This is a genomic window from Pseudomonas sp. P4_C8, assembly GCF_056401975.1.
Window position 1 is genome coordinate 91,966 of sequence record NZ_JBFUIH010000022.1, and the last position, 18,337, is coordinate 110,302.

Annotated in this window: 16 protein-coding genes; 1 reads left to right on the top strand and 15 read right to left on the bottom strand. The window is 60.7% G+C overall.

The window, feature by feature from the left end:
- Positions 1–28: 28 nt before the first annotated feature.
- The 3 genes from AC1DWM_RS15660 to rluC are packed head-to-tail and all read right to left on the bottom strand — an operon-like array spanning position 29 to position 2,654.
- Positions 29–1,018 carry a S49 family peptidase gene (locus AC1DWM_RS15660; protein WP_477795579.1) on the bottom strand — a complete coding sequence of 330 codons (990 nt, stop codon included), beginning with the start codon at positions 1,016–1,018 and terminating at the stop codon, positions 29–31.
- A gap of 24 nt (positions 1,019–1,042) precedes the next feature.
- Entirely contained in the window at positions 1,043–1,705 is a 663-nt protein-coding gene (locus tag AC1DWM_RS15665) for an HAD-IA family hydrolase (protein ID WP_477795580.1), read from the bottom strand.
- Positions 1,692–2,654, bottom strand: coding sequence for a 23S rRNA pseudouridine(955/2504/2580) synthase RluC (gene rluC, locus AC1DWM_RS15670; protein ID WP_007945738.1), 963 nt, complete (start codon positions 2,652–2,654; stop codon positions 1,692–1,694). The genes AC1DWM_RS15665 and rluC overlap by 14 nt, the downstream gene beginning before the upstream one ends.
- 700 nt (positions 2,655–3,354) lie before the next feature.
- On the opposite strand from rluC, the gene rne reads away from it, so the two are divergent.
- Positions 3,355–6,555 carry a ribonuclease E gene (gene rne / locus AC1DWM_RS15675; RefSeq protein WP_477795581.1) on the top strand — a complete coding sequence of 1,067 codons (3,201 nt, stop codon included), beginning with the start codon at positions 3,355–3,357 and terminating at the stop codon, positions 6,553–6,555.
- A 194-nt stretch (positions 6,556–6,749) separates the two neighbouring features.
- On the opposite strand, the gene AC1DWM_RS15680 is transcribed toward rne, so the two are convergent.
- From AC1DWM_RS15680 to AC1DWM_RS15735, 12 genes are all read right to left on the bottom strand, one after another.
- Positions 6,750–7,346, bottom strand: coding sequence for a nucleotidyltransferase family protein (locus AC1DWM_RS15680; protein WP_223516908.1), 597 nt, complete (start codon positions 7,344–7,346; stop codon positions 6,750–6,752).
- Positions 7,343–8,326, bottom strand: coding sequence for an XdhC family protein (locus AC1DWM_RS15685; protein ID WP_223516906.1), 984 nt, complete (start codon positions 8,324–8,326; stop codon positions 7,343–7,345). The genes AC1DWM_RS15680 and AC1DWM_RS15685 overlap by 4 nt, the downstream gene beginning before the upstream one ends.
- Complete coding sequence (locus AC1DWM_RS15690; RefSeq protein ID WP_477795582.1) at positions 8,326–10,656, bottom strand: xanthine dehydrogenase family protein molybdopterin-binding subunit; 2,331 nt, start codon at positions 10,654–10,656, stop codon at positions 8,326–8,328. Before AC1DWM_RS15690 ends, AC1DWM_RS15685 begins: the two co-directional genes overlap by 1 nt.
- Positions 10,653–11,123 (bottom strand): (2Fe-2S)-binding protein, encoded by a 471-nt coding sequence (locus AC1DWM_RS15695; protein WP_477795583.1) that lies wholly within the window; start codon positions 11,121–11,123, stop codon positions 10,653–10,655. The genes AC1DWM_RS15690 and AC1DWM_RS15695 overlap by 4 nt, the downstream gene beginning before the upstream one ends.
- A gap of 241 nt (positions 11,124–11,364) precedes the next feature.
- Positions 11,365–12,384 carry a UDP-N-acetylmuramate dehydrogenase gene (gene murB, locus AC1DWM_RS15700; protein ID WP_223516901.1) on the bottom strand — a complete coding sequence of 340 codons (1,020 nt, stop codon included), beginning with the start codon at positions 12,382–12,384 and terminating at the stop codon, positions 11,365–11,367.
- Positions 12,381–12,845 carry a low molecular weight protein-tyrosine-phosphatase gene (locus AC1DWM_RS15705; RefSeq protein WP_223516899.1) on the bottom strand — a complete coding sequence of 155 codons (465 nt, stop codon included), beginning with the start codon at positions 12,843–12,845 and terminating at the stop codon, positions 12,381–12,383. The genes murB and AC1DWM_RS15705 overlap by 4 nt, the downstream gene beginning before the upstream one ends.
- Entirely contained in the window at positions 12,845–13,609 is a 765-nt protein-coding gene (gene kdsB / locus AC1DWM_RS15710) for a 3-deoxy-manno-octulosonate cytidylyltransferase (protein ID WP_223516897.1), read from the bottom strand. Before kdsB ends, AC1DWM_RS15705 begins: the two co-directional genes overlap by 1 nt.
- A complete protein-coding gene (locus tag AC1DWM_RS15715) occupies positions 13,606–13,791 on the bottom strand; it encodes a Trm112 family protein (RefSeq protein WP_007945752.1) in 186 nt (61 codons plus the stop codon). The genes kdsB and AC1DWM_RS15715 overlap by 4 nt, the downstream gene beginning before the upstream one ends.
- A gap of 25 nt (positions 13,792–13,816) precedes the next feature.
- Positions 13,817–14,827, bottom strand: a complete 1,011-nt coding sequence (lpxK, locus tag AC1DWM_RS15720) for a tetraacyldisaccharide 4'-kinase (RefSeq protein ID WP_223516895.1) — start codon at positions 14,825–14,827, stop codon at positions 13,817–13,819.
- Positions 14,827–15,258 (bottom strand): ExbD/TolR family protein, encoded by a 432-nt coding sequence (locus tag AC1DWM_RS15725; protein ID WP_223516893.1) that lies wholly within the window; start codon positions 15,256–15,258, stop codon positions 14,827–14,829. Before AC1DWM_RS15725 ends, lpxK begins: the two co-directional genes overlap by 1 nt.
- Positions 15,255–15,893, bottom strand: a complete 639-nt coding sequence (locus AC1DWM_RS15730) for a MotA/TolQ/ExbB proton channel family protein (protein WP_223516891.1) — start codon at positions 15,891–15,893, stop codon at positions 15,255–15,257. Before AC1DWM_RS15730 ends, AC1DWM_RS15725 begins: the two co-directional genes overlap by 4 nt.
- Before the next feature lie 98 nt (positions 15,894–15,991).
- Positions 15,992–18,226 carry a DNA internalization-related competence protein ComEC/Rec2 gene (locus tag AC1DWM_RS15735; RefSeq protein ID WP_477795584.1) on the bottom strand — a complete coding sequence of 745 codons (2,235 nt, stop codon included), beginning with the start codon at positions 18,224–18,226 and terminating at the stop codon, positions 15,992–15,994.
- Positions 18,227–18,337 lie beyond the last annotated feature (111 nt).

Here is an 18,337-nt window from a genome sequence, read left to right on the forward strand (position 1 = left end):
AGGCCGGTTTCTTTATGCAGCCACAGAATCAGCGCATCGATGGACCGTGAAAGCCCATCCACATCGCCAATTGCTCAGCAACACTGGCTCCGAGCTTTTTCGAAAAGCGATCGAACGTCGACTCCTGAACGGTGAAGTCCACCAACTCTTTCTCGCCAATCACGTCACGCGCAACCGAACTGGCATTACCCAGACCATCAATCAGACCAAGCGGTAGCGCCTGCTCACCATTCCAGACCAGACCAGAGAACAGCTCAGGATGTTCTTTGTCCTTGAGGCGGTCGCCGCGACCCTTCTTGACGCTGTTGATGAACTGTTGATGCGTTGTGTCCAGCACGCCCTGCCAGAATTGAGTTTCCTCTGGCTTCTGTGGCTGGAACGGGTCGAGGAACGACTTGTGCTCACCCGACGTGTAAGTACGACGCTCGACACCCAGCTTCTCCATGGTGCCGACAAAGCCGTAGCCAGCCGCCGTCACACCAATGGAGCCCACCAGGCTCGCCTTGTCGGCGTAGATCTGATCCGCCGCGCTGGCAATGTAGTAAGCGCCCGAAGCCCCCAGATCCGAGATCACTGCATACACTTTGGTGTCCGGATGCAGGCCGCGCAGACGGACGATTTCGTCATACACATAACCCGACTGCACAGGACTGCCGCCAGGGCTGTTGATGCGCAAAATGATGCCTTTGACCTTCTCGTCCTCGAAGGCCGCACGCAGACTGCCGACGATGTTGTCAGCGCTGGCCGGTTCCTTGTCGGCAATCATGCCCGTCACGTCGATCAACGCCGTGTAGTTGGAGCTGCTGGTCGCACTCTTTTCCATGTCCATCAGCGGCRTGAACAGGATCAGCGCGACAAACAGGTACACAAAGGTCAGCAGCTTGAAGAAAATCCCCCAGCGACGCGATCGGCGCTGCTCCTGCACACCAGCCAGCAGGGTCTTTTCCAGCAGCTTCCAGCTTTTTTCGTCACCGCTCTCTGCGCTCGCCTTGGCGGGCGCTTTCCATTCGTCGGTCATGACATCTACCCCAGCAAAAACCTATTAAGCCCGCTGACCCAGCCAGGCATGCAATTCTGAAAAACGATCAATGGCCAGTGCCGGCTCGAACAACTTCAACGCCTCGATCGATTGCGCGCCGTAGCTGACCGCCACCGAATCCATGCCGGCGTTGCGCGCCATCTGCAAGTCGAAGGACGAATCGCCGACCATCAGCGCCTGCTCGGGGCGAACCTCGCAATGCGCGAGAATCTGCTCGAGCATCAGAGGATGCGGCTTGCTCGCGGTTTCGTCGGCGGCGCGAGTGATATCGAAATAATCTCCCCAACCGTGCGACTTCAGCACCCGATCCAGCCCGCGACGGGCCTTGCCGGTCGCAACAGCCAAATGATACCCCTCGGCACGGAACGCCTCCATCGACTCGACTACGCCTTCGAACAGCGGCGAAGGCACGGCTTCCGAGGCGATATAGTGATCCGCATAGTGCTGACGAAATGCGGCCAATTCGGCATCGCCTATCTCGGGATATAACGTGCGAATCGCCTCTGGCAAACCCAGGCCGATAATGCCTTTGACCGCAAAATCATCACGCAACGGAAATCCGGAGCGCTCGGACGCGACATGCATTGCCTCGACAATCCGACCAATGGAGTCGGCCAACGTGCCGTCCCAATCGAAAATCAGCAGCTTGTAATCAGAGTGGCGCACTCAATCGCTCCACGGTCTTGGCCCACATCTCGTCCACAGGCGCTTGCAATTTCAACTCGCTGCCATCGGGCAACGGCACCGTCAGCATGTAGGCGTGCAGGAACAGGCGCTTGCCGCCCAGATCGCGGATTTCCTTGCTGAAACCTTCGTCGCCATACTTGGTATCGCCGGCGATGCAATGCCCGGCGTGCAGGGTATGGACGCGGATCTGGTGAGTCCGGCCAGTGATCGGCTTAGCCTCGATCAGGGTGGCAAAGTCGCCGAAGCGGCGCAGGACCTTGAACACGGTCACGGACTCCTTACCCTCCTCCTCGTCGACCTCGACCATGCGCTCGCCGGAGCGCAGATTGCTTTTGCCCAGCGACGCACGGACTTGCTTGATCGAGGCCGCCCAGTTACCGCGGACAAGCGCCATATAGCGCTTATCGACGCCATCGCCGCGCAATGCCGTGTGCAAGTGACGCAACATGCTGCGCTTCTTGGCGATCATCAGCAGGCCGGAGGTATCACGGTCGAGACGGTGAACCAGTTCGAGTTCCTTGCAATCGGGACGTAACTGACGAAAGGCTTCGATCACCCCGTAAGTCAGGCCGCTGCCGCCATGAACCGCGATGCCGCAAGGCTTGTTGATCACGATCAGTGCTTTGTCTTCAAAAACAATCGAGGCTTCGAGGCGTTGCAGAAGGCCCTGGGCCAGCGGCACCGGCTCGTCGCGCTCAGGCACGCGAACCGGCGGCACGCGCACGATATCGCCCGCCTGCAGCTTGTATTCGGGCTTGATCCGACCTTTGTTCACTCGCACTTCGCCTTTGCGCAAAATGCGGTAAATCAAGGTCTTGGGCACGCCTTTAAGCCGAGCGAGAAGGAAGTTATCAATACGTTGGCCGGCATATTCCGGCGAGACCTCCAGCAGTTGTACGGCTGGGGTCGAAGGGGCTGTAGTCGTCATGGCGCGGATGATAACAATTTTTTATGGAATTGAAGCACTTAATCATTGCTGCTATAGTCGCGAACGCCGCCAAAAGCGGCCTGGACAGCGGACCAACGGTCAAAAACCGGCCCTGACCAACGCAATTCACCAGGACGCGAGGCCGTCCTACGGGGCTTTCGCTACGTAAAGGTGGAGTTTGCAGCTGTAACAAGCGCAGGTGACATGAGGCCTGAATCATGCCGCAAAGCAGAGTTTTCACTCGCCTTGCGAGCAAATATTCACGGCCAGTTCACAAAGTGCAGTCAGCCACGAACGACCCTGGGCGAACGCTTCGGAAACAACGCCTAAATTAGCCATGATGCGTGACCTCCCCCTTCGGAGCTCACGGTAAATGCCAACCCGCTGCGGATTCTGCGCGCGGCAGCACCCGAATTATCAGGGATACGTGTAGGGTGGAGATGCACAACCGCTGGACTGTGTAGCAATAGGCTTTATCAAGACGCTTCATCTCGTCCACAGCCGCTGGTTGATTCCTCCTCCTGACTGAGTGCTTAAGTAGCCACAGCAAGCAGGACGCGTACGTCGCGACACCGGCCCAATTGGTCGGGGTTCGCTAGACACTGGAGTGGCCAACCACTCCTGACGCACCTGACACCGACCGTGAGAAGTCGTGTGTGCCGAACGCCGTTTCCGGCAGCCCGGAAACCGACGGTACTACATGAAAAGAATGCTGATTAACGCAACTCAACCCGAAGAGTTGCGTGTTGCACTGGTAGATGGCCAACGCCTCTACGACCTGGACATCGAATCCGGTGCACGCGAGCAGAAGAAGGCCAACATCTATAAAGGCCGGATTACTCGCATCGAACCAAGCCTTGAGGCTGCCTTTGTCGATTTCGGCTCCGAGCGCCACGGCTTCCTGCCCCTCAAAGAAATCTCCCGCGAATACTTCAAGAAAGCCCCCGAAGGCCGCGTCAATATCAAGGACGTCCTGAGCGAAGGCCAGGAAGTCATCGTTCAGGTCGAAAAAGAAGAACGTGGCAACAAGGGCGCCGCCCTGACCACCTTCATCAGCCTGGCCGGTCGTTACCTCGTTCTGATGCCGAACAACCCACGTGCCGGCGGTATCTCCCGTCGCATCGAAGGTGAAGAGCGCAACGAACTGCGTGAAGCCCTGAACGGTCTGGTTGCCCCGGCCGACATGGGTCTGATCGTGCGCACTGCCGGCCTGGGCCGCAGCAGCGAAGAAATGCAGTGGGACCTCGATTACCTGCTGCAACTCTGGACCGCCATCAAAGAAGCTTCGCTGGATCGTTCCGCGCCGTTCCTGATCTACCAGGAAAGCAACGTGATCATCCGCGCCATCCGCGATTACCTGCGCCAGGACATCGGCGAAGTGCTGATCGACAGCGTTGAAGCCCAGGACGAAGCCCTGACCTTCATCCGCCAGGTGATGCCGCAGTACGCCAGCAAGATCAAGCTGTACGAAGACAGCGTTCCGCTGTTCAACCGTTTCCAGATCGAAAGCCAGATCGAGACCGCCTTCCAGCGCGTCGTTGAACTGCCTTCCGGCGGTTCCATCGTTATCGATCCGACCGAAGCCCTGGTGTCCATCGACATCAACTCGGCGCGCGCCACCAAAGGCAGCGACATCGAAGAAACCGCACTGCAGACCAACCTTGAAGCCGCCGAAGAAATCGCCCGTCAGTTGCGCTTGCGCGACATCGGCGGCCTGATCGTCATCGACTTCATCGACATGACCCCTGCCAAGAACCAGCGCGCCGTGGAAGAGAAAGTCCGCGAATGCCTGGAAGCCGACCGCGCTCGCGTGCAAGTCGGTCGCATCTCGCGCTTCGGCCTGCTGGAAATGTCCCGTCAGCGCCTGCGTCCATCCCTGGGCGAAAGCAGCGGCATCGTTTGCCCGCGTTGCAACGGCACCGGCATCATCCGTGATGTTGAATCGCTGTCGCTGGCCATCCTGCGCCTGATCGAAGAAGAAGCCCTGAAAGACCGCACCGCCGAAGTTCGCGCACAAGTGCCTATTCCGGTTGCCGCGTTCCTGCTCAACGAAAAACGCAACTCGATCACCAAGATCGAACTGCGCACCCGCGCCCGCATCGTCATTCTGCCGAACGATCACCTCGAAACGCCGCACTTCGAAGTTCAGCGTCTGCGCGATGACAGCCCGGAAGCCAGCATCAATCAGTCCAGCTACGAAATCGCCGCTGCCGCTGCCGAAGTTGAAGAAGTCCAGCCAGCTGCTGCGACCCGCACCCTGGTTCGCCAGGAAGCGGCGGTCAAGACCGCTCCGGCCCGCGCCAACGCTCCGGTTCCGACCGAAGTCGTCGCTGCCGCCCCCGTGGCTGCACCGGTTGCCGTGCCAGAACCAAGCCTGTTCAAAGGCCTGGTAAAGACGCTGGTCAGTCTGTTCGCCACCAAGGAAGAGCCTGTTGCTCCGGTTGTGGTTGAAAAACCAGCGACCACCGAGCGTCCGGCCCGTAACGAAGAGCGTCGCACCGGTCGTCAGCAGAGCCGCAACCGTAATGGTCGCCGCGATGAAGAGCGCAAGCCTCGTGAGGAACGTGCACCGCGTGAAGAACGCGCACCCCGTGAGCCGCGCGAAGCCCGCGAAGAAACCCCGGCCGTAGCCCGCGAAGAACGTGCTCCACGTGAAGAACGCGCCCCTCGCGCGCCTCGTGAAGAACGTGCACCGCGCGCTCCACGCGAAGACCGCAAGCCACGTGGCGATCGCGAAGAGCGTCCGGTTCGTGAACTGCGCGAGCCTCTGGATACCGCTCCGGCCGCTGCTGCCGCTACTGCTACCGCTGAAGAGCGTCCAGCTCGCCAGCCACGTGAAGAACGCGCTCCACGCCCACCGCGTGAAGAACGTCAGCCACGTGCAGAACAAGCCGCTGCCGCCGTCGCTGAAGAAGAGCTGACCTCAAACGAAGAGCAACTGCAGGAGGAAGGTCAGGAAGGCGCCGAAGGCGATCGTCCACGCCGCCGCTCCCGTGGCCAGCGTCGTCGCAGCAACCGTCGTGAGCGTCAGCGTGATGCCAACGGTAACGTGATCGAAGGTTCGGAAGAATCCGAGTCCGCCGAAGGTAGCGAAGCTGGCGAAAGCAATGAAGCGCCAAGCACTTCTGATCTGGCCGCCGGCCTGGCTGTGACCGCAGCCGTTGCCAGCACCGTGATCAGCGCTCCAGCTGAAGCACAAGCTCACGAGCAAGCCGAACGCGCGACTGCTGCTGTTCAGGAAACTGCTCCGGTTGAAGCGCCAGTGGTTGAAGCAACGACTCCGGTCGAAGCGACTGCCGCTCCGGAAATCGAAGTGGCTCCGGTTCGTGAAGCACAGCCGGTTGTTGAAGCTGCCGCCGAGCATGCTACCTTCGCTGAACCTGTCGCCGAGCCAGTGGTTGCTGCCGAACCTGCTGCCGAAACCGTCACTGAAACTGTGACCGAAGCTGTCCGCGAAGTTCGTGAAGAACAAACCGCGTTCAACTGGGTTGCCGAGACAGCCGTCGAAGCACCAGCGCCAGTCGTTGAAGCCCCGGTGGCTGAAGCGATGGTTTCCGAACCAGTGGTTGTGGCAGCCGAACCTGCTCCAGTCGTTGAAGCGCCGGCTCCAGTGGTTGCCGAAGTGGCGGAACCGGCCGTTGAAGCGGCCCCGGTCAGCGCCCTGACGCCTAGCGGCCGTGCGCCGAACGATCCACGTGAAGTGCGTCGTCGCAAGCGTGAAGCCGAGCGTCTGCAGAAGGAAGCCGAACTGGCTGCCGCTGCTGCTCCGGTTGAAGCTGAAGTGGTCGAAGCGGCGCCTGCCGAGTCGGTCATCGAAGAAGCACCGCGCTCCGTTCAGGAAGCCGTAGAGCAACACGAACAAGCCCAGGAAAAAGAGCATGAGCCTAAACCCCTCGTCTAATTCCCCAGGCCATTAAAAAGCCCCGCTTGGTAATCCCAAGCGGGGCTTTTTTATATCTCCGAATTTCACTGCGATCCCCTGTGGGAGCGAGCCTGCTCGCGATAGCAATTTATCACTCAACATTGATGCTGACTGATCCACCGCTATCGCGAGCAGGCTCGCTTCGCGAGCAGGCTCGCTCCCACAGGGGGGATCTATGCTGGCTTGAAGGTCAGCGCCTCAGGCACATCCACATCCCACAACACCCCGGGATCATCCACCGCCACTTCAACCACCCTTCCCTGCGCAAACAGCGGCTTGGCGCCGTGATCACCGGACAATCCCGTCAACCCCGGCCCAAAGCTGCGACCGAACCCGACCGGATGCCCGTAATCGCCCGCATGCACCGGCACACTGACGGAGTCTTCAGCAATCCCTGCCACCACCCGCTCAATACTCGATGGCAGGATAAACGGCATATCCCCCAGCACAATCAACCAGCCATCGAGCTGCGGACATGCCGCCACGCCAGCTGCAATGCTGTCACCCATGCCCGTCGTTTCGATCAATACAACCTCGAAATCGTAGGCCTGAGCCATGCGAATTACCTGCGGACGATCCTCTGTGGTCACCAGCACGCGTTTATCCAGCGAAGTCGGCACGTTCACCAACACCTGCTCGATCACCGAACGCACAGTGCCGTCGCGCCCCGTGCAATCCGCCAACAGCTTGTCCTTGTCAGCCCCCGCCACCTGACGAAAACGACTGCCCTGCCCCGCCGCCAGCACAATGACGCCGATGGGTTCACTCATACCACCTCCTGAAACGGTTTCTTTTGCTTCAGTTCGACGCCGTTCTTGATCGCGACAATTTCGGCCATCAGTGACAAGGCGATTTCCGCCGGACTATGGCTGCCAATGTGCAACCCGATCGGGCCATGCAGACGCTCGATCGCCTGTGGCGACAAGCCTAGCTCTGCAAGGTTTGCCCGGCGCTTCAGGCTGTTGACCCGCGAACCCAGCGCGCCAACATAAAAAGCCTTGGAGTCCAGGGCCGTGAGCAGCGCCATGTCATCCAGACGAGGATCGTGAGTCAGGGCGACGATGGCCGTGCGCTCGTCGGCCTGAATGGTCAGCACAGCCTCATCAGGCATGCCCGAGACAAAGCGACCGTGCTGCTCTTCCCAACCGTAAACGAACTCGGGGCGTGGATCGCAGATCAATACTTCGAAGTCCAGCAGCCGGGCCATCTCCGCGACGTAACGGGACAATTGCCCCGCGCCGATCAGTAACAGGCGCCAACGCGGACCATAAATCGCGCGCAGCGTGTTGCCGTCGAAACTCAGCACATCGGCCTTGTCCGCTGACTGCAACACCACTTCACCCGTCGCAATATCAAGCGCACGAGCGACAATTTCATGCGCCTCACAGCGCGTCAGCAACTCGGCGACCCAACGCGGATCGCCAACCTGCTCCTCGGTCAGGCGCAACGTACCGCCACAGGGCAAACCAAACCGCGCGGCCTCCTCGCGAGTGACGCCATAGGTGATCAACTGCACGGGCGGCCCGTCAGCCGGGATACGCCCGTCGTGCAGCCGGGCAATCAAATCATCCTCGACACAACCGCCCGACACCGAGCCGATCACCACGCCATCTTCACGCAAGGCCAGCATGGCGCCAGGTGCCCGAGGCGCGGTGCCCCAGGTCTGGACCACGCTGTACAACACCACCCGCTGACCGGCGCGGCGCCATTCGAGCACGCTGCGCAGGACATTCAGATCGACGCTGTCCATCAGGCTTGTGCCTTCTGCCAACCTTGCAGTTGATAGCGAACCGGCAGGCTGCGGATACGTTTACCGGTGGCGGCGAAGATCGCGTTGCACAGCGCCGGCGCAATCGGCGGCACGCCAGGCTCGCCGACACCGCCCAATGGCACAACGCCTGGCGGGGTGACCAGATGAACAGCGACTTCCTTGGGCGCCAGCGACATGCGCGCCACTTCGTACATGTGGAAGTTGTCCTGCTGGACCTTGCCATCCTTGAAGCTGATTTCCCCCAACACTGCATTGCCCAGCCCCATAACGCAGGCGCCCTCGAACTGCGAGCGGATGCGCTCGGGGTTGATCTGCGGCCCGCAATCCACGGCGATGTCAGCCTTGTGCACGATCAGAGTGCCGTCGTCTTTGACTTCGACTTCGATCACCGCCGCCACATAGGTGACGAAGCTGTATTGCACCGCCAGCCCCAAGCCTCGGCCCTTCGGCAGCTCGCGCCCCCAACCGGCGGCCTTGGCGGCGGTTTCCAGTACCGTGCGCAGCCGTGCAGTATCGATCGGATAACGCTCGGGGGATTCGCCGTAGTTCCACTCGTCACTCAAGGTGCGCGGATCGATCTGACGGTCCGGGCCGAGCAATTTGATCTGGTACTTGAGCGGATCCTGCCCGGCCTTGTGCGCCAGTTCATCGACAAAACTTTGAATCGCAAAGCCGTGCGGGATGTTCGACACCGAGCGATACCAGCCGACGCGGGTATGAGCCGTCGCCTCCGGGTTTTCCAGGCGCACGTTGGGAATCGCGTAGGCCATGTTGGTGAACCCCATGCCCAGCTCAAACGCCGCTTCATGGTTCATGCCTGGTGCAAACAGCGCAGTGATGCTCGGCGCCACGGTGCGGTGCAGCCAGGCGGAAGGCAGGCCGTCCTTGTTCAGGCCAGCTTTCAGATACTCCGCCGACACGGTGTGGAAGTAGGAACAGTGGATGTCGTCTTCACGGGTCCATTGCACCCGCACCGCCTTGCCAGGGAACTCTTTAGCGAGGATCGCCGCTTCAATAATGAAGTCAGGCTTGGATTTTCGACCGAAGCCGCCGCCGAGCAAGGTGACATTGAACGTGACGTTATCGAACGGGATGCCGAGGCGCTCGCCAATCCGTGTGCGGGTGACTTGCGGCGCCTGACTCGGCCCCCAGGCTTCGCAGACACCGTCCTTGAAGCGGGCAATGGCGACCATAGGTTCCATTGGCGCCTGCGCCAGGTGCGGCAGGTAGTAGGACGCTTCGAGGATAGTGTCGGCGCTGTCCATGGCCTCCTCGATGTTGCCGGTATTGCGCACCACTTTGCCGGGTTTGAGGGACGCGGCTTCCAGTTCCTTGCGATAGGCAATCGAGTCATAACTGGCGTTCGGGCCGTCATCCCACTCGATCTTCAGCGCCTCGCGGCCCTTGATTGCCGCCCAGGTGTTCTTGGCCACCACGGCCACGCCACCCAAGGGTTGAAATTCGGACGGCACCGGACTGGCGCCGATCTGCAACACCTTAATCACGCCGGGGACTTTCATCGCAGCGCTGGCATCGAAGGTTTTGACCTTGCCGCCGTATACCGCCGGACGCGCAATGGTGGCGTAGAGCATGCCGTCGAAATGCACGTCGGCCCCGTAAATGGCGCGGCCGTTGACGATGTCGGCGCCATCAATGGCTTTGGTGCCTTCCTTGCCGATGTAGCGAAACTGCGACGGATCCTTGAGCCGTACGCTGTCGCGAGCGGGCACCGCCAGCGCACCGGCCGCCACGGCCAGCTCGCCGTAACCCAACTCACGACCGGTCGGTGTATGGATGACTTTATGCAGTTGCGCATGGCACTCACCAACCGGCACTTTCCACTGCTCGGCGGCGGCCTGTTCCAGCATGGTTCGAGCGGCGGCGCCGCAACGGCGCATTGGCTCGTACCAGTGACGCATGCTGCGCGAGCCGTCGGTGTCCTGGTTGCCGAAACGCACTTCGTCGCCCGGCGCCTGTTGCACTTTCACCCTCGCCCAGTCGGCGTCCAGTTCATCGGCCACCACCATTGTCAGGCTGGTGCGCACGCCCTGGCCCATTTCCGAGCGGTTGCAAACCACGGTCACCGTGCCATCGGTGGCGATGCTGACGTACACCTTAGGATCATCAATCGCGCCGTGGGGCATGCCGTCGGCGCCGAACTTCTTCGATGTCTCTTCGGCGAAAGCGTCCTGCCAGCCCCAACTGGCCGCCAGCACCAATGCACTGGTAGCGCCGACACCTTTGAGGAAACCGCGTCGACTCAGGTTGCTGAGATTGCTCAGGGCAAAATCATTCGATAACTGGCTCATGCCTTGGCCTCCTTCAAGTGAGACGAAGCCTGACGGATGGCGATTTTGATGCGGTTGTAAGTCCCGCAACGGCAAATGTTGCCGACCATCGCTTCTTCAATTTGCGCGTCGGTGGGGTTCGGATTGGTTTTGAGCAGCGCTGTCGCTGACATGATCTGCCCGCCCTGGCAGAAACCGCATTGCGCGACGGCGGTATCGAGCCAGGCTTGCTGGACCACCTGCCCGATCGGGTCGGCGTGCAAGTTCTCAATGGTGGTGATGTTCTGCCCGACCACCGAGCCAATCGGCGTGATGCAACTGCGCGCGGGCGATCCGTCGATGTGAATCGTGCAAGCGCCACACAGGCCCATGCCGCAGCCGAATTTGGTGCCGCTGTAACCGGCCACGTCGCGAATTGCCCACAGCAGCGGCATGTCCTCGGTGACGTCGAGTGGATGGTCTTGACCGTTGAGCTTCAGGGTAATCATGGGCACGCCCGCATAGTTCTTGAGTTATGGGGTCGAGCAATCTGCCGTGGGATCTTGATTGGTTACACGCAGATCGACTCAGGCTAATGAGGCTCTCTTATGCAACGGGAATATCTGCACCGGGCCTTTAGTGGAGCAAATGCTTGCATCGTTAGGTGGCTAAGTTAACCCAGCATTAACAAAAAAGCCCTGCACAGTTGAAGGTGTACAGGGCTTTGAGTTCAGACTTGAAAGCTTAGCTTCAATACTGATTGGGCTCCATTTCCAGGTCGACATGGAAACGTTCCGAAATGTCTTTCTGGATACGCTGCGCCAGATTGAGCAATTGCAGGCCGGTCGCGCTGCCGTAGTTGACCAGCACCAGCGCCTGTAACTTATGCACGCCGGCGTCGGCGTCACGGAAACCTTTCCACCCTGCCCGTTCGATCAACCAGCCTGCCGCCAGCTTCATTCGCCCGTCGGGTTGCGCATAAGCCACCAGATCAGGGTATTCACCCTTCAACTGCGCGACCAGCGCCGCGGGCACCAACGGGTTCTTGAAGAAGCTACCGGCGTTGCCCAGCACGGCGGGGTCCGGGAGCTTTTCATTACGGATGCTGCAAATCGCCTGGCTGACATCCGTGGCCGTCGGTTGCTCGATGCCTTGCTCGGTCAGGCGCTGACGCACCGGGCCGTATTCCAGATGCAGGTGCGCAGCACGATCGAGGGTGAAACGAACGCGCAGGATCAACCAGCGCCCCGGCTCTTGCTTGAACAGGCTGTCGCGGTAAGCGAAGTTGCATTCTTGCAGGGTGAAATCGCGCAGTTCACCGGTCCGGCGATCCAGCGCGGTCAGGCCGGCGAACACGTCCTTGATCTCGACCCCGTACGCGCCGATGTTCTGCATTGGCGCCGCTCCGACGGTGCCAGGGATCAGGCTGAGGTTTTCCAGGCCCGAAAGGCCCTGCGCCAAGGTGTGCTGGACGAACGGATGCCAAGGCTCGCCGGCCTCGGCTTCAATCACGACTTTGCTGCCGTCATCACTGAGGATGCGAATCCCGCGTGTGGCCATGCGCAGCACCAGCGATTGAATATCGGCGGTCAGCAGCAAGTTGCTGCCGCCACCAATCACCAGCAGTGACACATCATGTGCCGATGCGTAAGCCAAGGCTTCACGCACGTCGGCATCGCTGTGGGCCTCGGCGAACAGGCGAGCCTGAACGTCGACACCAAAGCTGTTGAACGGTTTGAGTGAAACCTGCGATTGAACCTGCAAACTCATAACCGTCCCTTCAATTCGATCACCAGCAAATCACTGGCGCGCTCGATCAGGTCCAGCACCTGTTCGAAGCCCTGGTCGCCGTCGTAGTACGGGTCCGGCACTTCATCGAGTTCCGACTGGTAGCGACGCAGGAACAAGTCCAGCTCGGCTTTACCCTTGGCCGGTTGCAAGGCCTTGAGGTGGCGCAGGTTGCTGTTGTCCATTGCCAGGATCAGGTCGTAGGTGGCGAAATCGGCACGGGTGACTTGCTGGGCGCGCTGGGCGGACAGGTCGTAACCGCGCAATTTGGCCGCGGCCTGGCTGCGTTTGTCCGGTGCCTTGCCAACGTGCCAGTCACCGGTGCCGGCGGAGGCAACTTCAATCTGATCGGCCAGCCCCGCTTCGCGCAGTTTGCGCCGCAGCACGCCTTCGGCCGTTGGAGAACGGCAGATGTTGCCCAGGCACACGAACAAAACGCGCATCAGGCCTCCAGCAGGCGACGAACGCGCTCAAGGTCTTCAATGGTATCCACACCAGCAGGCGGCGCGATGAGCGCGTCGGCGACGTGAATCCGCACGCCATGCCACAGGGCACGCAGTTGTTCCAGGGATTCGGTGTCTTCCAGCCAGCACGGGCCCCAGCTGACGAAGTCATGCAGGAAACCGGCGCGGTAGGCATAAATGCCGATATGGCGGCGATACGGCACGCCTTCGGGCAATTGCTCGCGGCTTTTGGCGAACGCATCCCGGGCCCACGGCAACGGCGCGCGACTGAAGGTCAGCGCCATGCCATTGAGGTCGCTGACGACCTTGACCACGTTAGGGTTGAACAGGGTTTCCACGTCTTCGATCGGCTCGGCCAGGGTGGCCATGCGCGCTTCGGTGTGGGCTGCGAGGTTGGCCGCGACCTGATCAATCACACTCGGCGGGATCAGCGGTTCGTCACCCTGGACGTTGACCACAATGGCGTCGGGCGCCAAGCCGAGTTTCGCTGCCACTTCGGCAAGGCGGTCGGTGCCGGAATTGTGGTCTTCGCGAGTCATCACGACTTCAGCGCCGAACCCGTTGCATGCTTCGGCAATGCGCGCATCGTCAGTGGCAACGACCACTCGCTGTGCGCTGCTTTTGCTGGCCTGTTCCCAGACATGCTGGATCATCGGCTTGCCGGCGATCAACAGCAGCGGTTTGCCCGGCAAACGGGTGGAGGCGTAACGCGATGGAATTACAACGGTAAAGGCTGTGGTCATTTATCCAGACGCTCGTCGGTGGTCAAGGTGCGCGCTTCGGTTTCGAGCATCACCGGGATGCCGTCGCGGATCGGGTACGCGAGGCCAGCGCCCTTGCTGATCAGCTCGGTCTTGTCGGCGCTGAGCTTGAGTGGGCCTTTGCAGACCGGGCAAGCGAGGATGTCGAGCAATTTGGTGTCCATGAGCATTCCCTGGGTAAAAACGGAGTTAAGGCAAAAGACGATCCGGCAACAGGCGCATCAGCTGCGTATCGAACCAGGCCACGAAGGCCGGCGATGGCACAGCATCGACCGCCAGGTACCACCAATCGGCGGCAGCGAAAGCACGGCACTTCACCGCGTCTTTTTCAGTCATCACCAACGGCAATGACGGTGTGAAATTCAAGGCTTGCACGCTGTATTCGGCGTGGTCGGCAAACGCATGCGGGACTGGCTGCCAGTGTAGCGTTTCGAGGGTTGTGAAGAAACGCTGCGGATTACCGATCCCGGCCACGGCGTGCAGCGCCTGGCCTGCGGGGAAGTGGTCGAGGGGACGCCGTTCACCGCTTTGCACATTGATCAAGGCGGTGGGTTGCAGCTGGAAGGCAAATCCGCCATCGCGATCATCCGCAGCGCCGTTGTAGAGCACCGCGTCAACGCTTTGCAGGCGCTCGACCGGCTCGCGCAATGGTCCGGCAGGCAGGCAACGCTGGTTGCCCAAGCCTCGGGCGGCATCGATCAGTACCAGTTCCAGATCGCGTGCCATGCGGTAATGCTGCATGCCGTCGTCAGAAAGAATCAGGTCCAGCGGCTCGCTCGCCAGCAGTGCCTTGACCGCGCTGCTGCGTTCCGGGTCGATCATTAACGGCACGCCGGTACGCTGGACGATCAACAACGGTTCGTCGCCCGCCATATCCGCGCTTTGATCCGCTTCAACACGCCACGGCAGTTGCGGCGGTTTGGCGCCGTAACCGCGACTCACCACGCCCACCCGCAAACCGCTGCGCTGGCAATGCTGGATCATCCACAGAATCAGCGGCGTCTTGCCGGTGCCACCTACCGTGATATTGCCGACCACGATCAGCGGCACGGGCGGCTGATAGATATCGCCCTCACCCGCCAGAAACCGCTTGCGCTTGTTCATGACCACCCGCCGATACAACCACTCCAGTGGCTGCAACAGTTTCAGGGCCGGATGACCTTCGTACCACGCGGCGAGCAGGCGATCAGACATGGCCATCAGGGCGCGGGCGCCGCTGCCTCGACGGTGGTCATGCGCAGGTGGCTGAAACCGAGTTTCCCGGCGGCGTCCATGGCGGTGATGACGGATTGATGCTGGGTCTTGCCGTCAGCGCTGATGGACAGCGGCAGGTTGGTGTCGCCGTTGGATTCTTTTTGCAGCGCTTCCATCACGGTTGTCAGGTCGCTCTTGGGCAACACCTGATTGTTCACCGAGAACACGCCTTCGGCGTTGATACCGATGTCCAGTTGCTTGACCTGTTGATCTTCAGCCGGCGAGCCGCTGATCGCTTCCGGCAGTTCGACGCGCAACTGGGTTTCACGGGTAAAGGTGGTCGTGACAACGAAAAACAGCAGCAGGACAAACACCACGTCGATCAGCGACACAAGATTGATGTCCACGTTCTCCCGTTGCTTGCGGCGGAATTTCACGCTTTTTTGCCCTCGGACAGGTCCACGTCACGGTCACCCTGCACTACCTCGACCAGTTTGATCGCTTCCTGCTCCATCCCCACCACCAGCTCATCGATGCGCCGTTGCAGGAACCGGTGGAAGAAGACCGCCGGGATACCGACGATCAGGCCCGAAGCCGTGGTGATCAGGGCTTTGGAAATACCGCCGGCCAACACCGCGGCGTTGGTGGTCATGCCCGTGCCCATGAACGAACTGAAGATATCAATCATGCCCAGCACCGTGCCGAGCAACCCGAGCAACGGGGCCATGGCGGCAATGGTGCCCAGCGCGTTGATGTAACGTTCAAGCTCGTGAATCACCCGCGCGGCGGCTTCTTCAATGCACTCTTTCATGATCTCGCGACCATGCTTGGAGTTGGCAAGGCCTGCGGCCAGGATCTCGCCCAACGGTGAGTTGGCGCGCAGTTCCTTGAGTTTTTCTTTATTGAGTTGCTTGTCCTTGATCCACACCCAGACCTGCCCGAGCAGATGCTCCGGGGTCACACGGCTGGCTCGCAGGGTCCAGAGACGCTCGGCGACAATCGCCATGGCCGCGATGGAACTCAGAATGATCGGCAGCATCATCCAACCGCCGGATTTGACCAATTCCCACACAGTGACAGTCCCCTCGAAAAAGTGCGCCACTCTAACATAGGGGGTGAGCGCACCGAAGACCGTGATGTCGCTTCCGGTCGGGCTTTAATAACTCCCGGCTATTTATTGATAGATGGCGGAGCGCGCCAGAAACGCCGATCCAGACGCATTGTCCACGGTGGCTTGAAATGCCCCAGTTGCAGACGAATGGCTCCGTGCTCGGCGCTGTCGTAAATCGCCATGCCACGTTTCTGATAGCGCGCCACGACCGTGGGGTGCGGATGGCCAAAAGAATTGCCCTGCCCACGGGAAATCAACACTGCCTTGGGTTGCAGCACACTCAACAGGGCCATCGACGAGGAACTGCGGCTGCCGTGATGCGGTGACTGCAACCAATCAGTGGCCACCGCCAGAGGACTCTCAAGCAAGGCCCGTTCGGCAGCGATGTCGATATCGCCGGTCAGCAACAGACGCTCGCCGCTGGCCTCTATTTGCAAGACGCAGGACTTCTGATTGCTGTCATGGGCGGACGTCCATTGCCACAGTTGGAAATTCACACCGTCCCAGTTCCATTGCCGGCCACTTTCACACCCTTGGGCTTGCAGTTCGACAGGTAAACCCTCGGGATCGCCACTGAGTACCCGCTTGACAGGCAAGCCATTGACCACTGCTCGCGCACCGCCGGCGTGATCGGCATCGGCGTGGCTGATCAGCATCAGGTCGAGCGCCTTTACCCCGAGTTTGCGCAATGACGGCAGCACCACCCGCTCACCGAGGTCGAGGTCGCCGAAACGCGGTCCGGCGTCATACAACAGCGTGTGATGGCGGGTACGCACGAAGATAGCCAGCCCTTGGCCGACGTCCAGTTGCCAGACATCGGCCATGCCTTCAGGCAACAACGGCCGAGGCGGAAAAACCAGCAACAGCAACAACGGCCACCCCAATGGGCGCAACGGCACACCGCGCGGCAGCAAGAGTAGAAAGGCCCCCAAAGTACCAAGTCCCCAACACCACAACGGCACCGCCACCGGCACCCATGCGGGCAATTGCCCGGCCATCAAAGTCAGCGCCTTGAACAGCCCGTCAATCAAACCGCCTGCCAGCCACAGCAACCCTTCGCCCGCATAAGGCACAGGCAACAACAATGTCCCGAGCAAGGCAGGTGGCAACACCACCAGACTGATCCAGGGCACCGCCAGCAAGTTGGCCACCGGGCCGCTGAGGCTGATCGGCAAGCCGAGCACCAGCAACAACGGGCACAGCCCGATTGCGATCAGCCATTGAGCCCGGGTCCAGGTTTGCCACCATCGCCAAGGCCCCAATCGCCCGCCAAAGGTGAAGATCAACACTGCCACGGCGGCGAAGGACAACCAGAATCCCGGTTGCAGACTGGCCAACGGATCCAGCAGCAAAACGCCATTCAGAGCCAGTAGCAGCGGCCACCAGGCCCCGAGGTGACGAAAGCGCAGCCGCCACAACAGCACCAGACCGATCATCACGCAAGCGCGTTGCACCGGAACATCGAAGCCGGCCAACAGCCCGTAAGCCAGCGCTGCCAGGAACGCCAGCCCGCATGCCCAGGGCAGCCAGGGCAAACGTCCTGGCCACAGGCCAAAACGTGCCAGCCCGGCGATCAGCAGATAGACCAACCCCGCCAACAATCCGATGTGCTGCCCGGAAATCACCAGCAGATGCACGGTGCCAGTGTCTTGCAGCACTTGCCACTCCTCACGACTCAGCCCGGCGCCATCTCCGAGTACCAGCGCCGTCAACGCTGCGGTTCGGCCCTGGGCATCGACTGCTTGTAAACGCTGGCGGATGCCGTCGCGCCAAGCCCCTCGGGCTTCGTTGAGTCGCTCACCCGCCTTGACCGTGCCGGTCGCGCCGATGTGTTGCGCCAGCAACCAGGCGTCGTAATCGAAGGCATGCGGATTGAGCAGCCCGGAGGGTCGCTTCAATTTGACCGCCAGTCGCCAGCGCTCGCCACTGTTGATGGACGGCCCGTCGTACCAGGCCAGCCGAAGTTTCGCGGGCAGCTTCGTTCGGCGTGATTGGCTGTCCGTCAGTTCGAATCGCACCACGCCGTCGGCATTCTGCGGCAACCCCGTCACCAGTCCTTCTATCCAGCGGGTTTCGCCATCCAGCTTCAGTGGCAGGCGATCATCCAGCGCCCACTGTGCATTCGCACACGCCCAGCTGAAGCCGAACAGGAAAAACGCCAACGGATACGTCCGAAACGGCAACAACATCAAACCCACTGGCGGCAGTAACATCCATAACCCGACCGGCGGTAAAACCGGCAAAAAACGCAGGGTCAACAGACCCAACGCCAGCGCCAACATCCCTGTGCGCATACACTCATCCTGGAGAGTTCCCACCTAGGCTTAGCCGGCTAGTTGCACAGACGCCGTTAATAATTGTCACAAAGTCTGAATGGGTGGTTCGCAGAATCCAGACATACTTGC

Bases quoted from the DNA above. Each gene is read 5' to 3' on its own strand.
- AC1DWM_RS15735 (WP_477795584.1), bottom strand. From the start codon at position 18,226: ATGCGCACAGGGATGTTGGCGCTGGCGTTGGGTCTGTTGACCCTGCGT.
- rne (WP_477795581.1), top strand. From the start codon at position 3,355: ATGAAAAGAATGCTGATTAACGCAACTCAACCCGAAGAGTTGCGTGTT.
- murB (WP_223516901.1), bottom strand. From the start codon at position 12,384: ATGAGTTTGCAGGTTCAATCGCAGGTTTCACTCAAACCGTTCAACAGC.
- AC1DWM_RS15695 (WP_477795583.1), bottom strand. From the start codon at position 11,123: ATGATTACCCTGAAGCTCAACGGTCAAGACCATCCACTCGACGTCACC.
- rluC (WP_007945738.1), bottom strand. From the start codon at position 2,654: ATGACGACTACAGCCCCTTCGACCCCAGCCGTACAACTGCTGGAGGTC.
- lpxK (WP_223516895.1), bottom strand. From the start codon at position 14,827: ATGGCCATGTCTGATCGCCTGCTCGCCGCGTGGTACGAAGGTCATCCG.
- AC1DWM_RS15685 (WP_223516906.1), bottom strand. From the start codon at position 8,326: ATGGACAGCGTCGATCTGAATGTCCTGCGCAGCGTGCTCGAATGGCGC.
- kdsB (WP_223516897.1), bottom strand. From the start codon at position 13,609: ATGACCACAGCCTTTACCGTTGTAATTCCATCGCGTTACGCCTCCACC.
- AC1DWM_RS15705 (WP_223516899.1), bottom strand. From the start codon at position 12,845: ATGCGCGTTTTGTTCGTGTGCCTGGGCAACATCTGCCGTTCTCCAACG.
- AC1DWM_RS15690 (WP_477795582.1), bottom strand. From the start codon at position 10,656: ATGAGCCAGTTATCGAATGATTTTGCCCTGAGCAATCTCAGCAACCTG.
- AC1DWM_RS15715 (WP_007945752.1), bottom strand. From the start codon at position 13,791: ATGGACACCAAATTGCTCGACATCCTCGCTTGCCCGGTCTGCAAAGGC.
- AC1DWM_RS15680 (WP_223516908.1), bottom strand. From the start codon at position 7,346: ATGAGTGAACCCATCGGCGTCATTGTGCTGGCGGCGGGGCAGGGCAGT.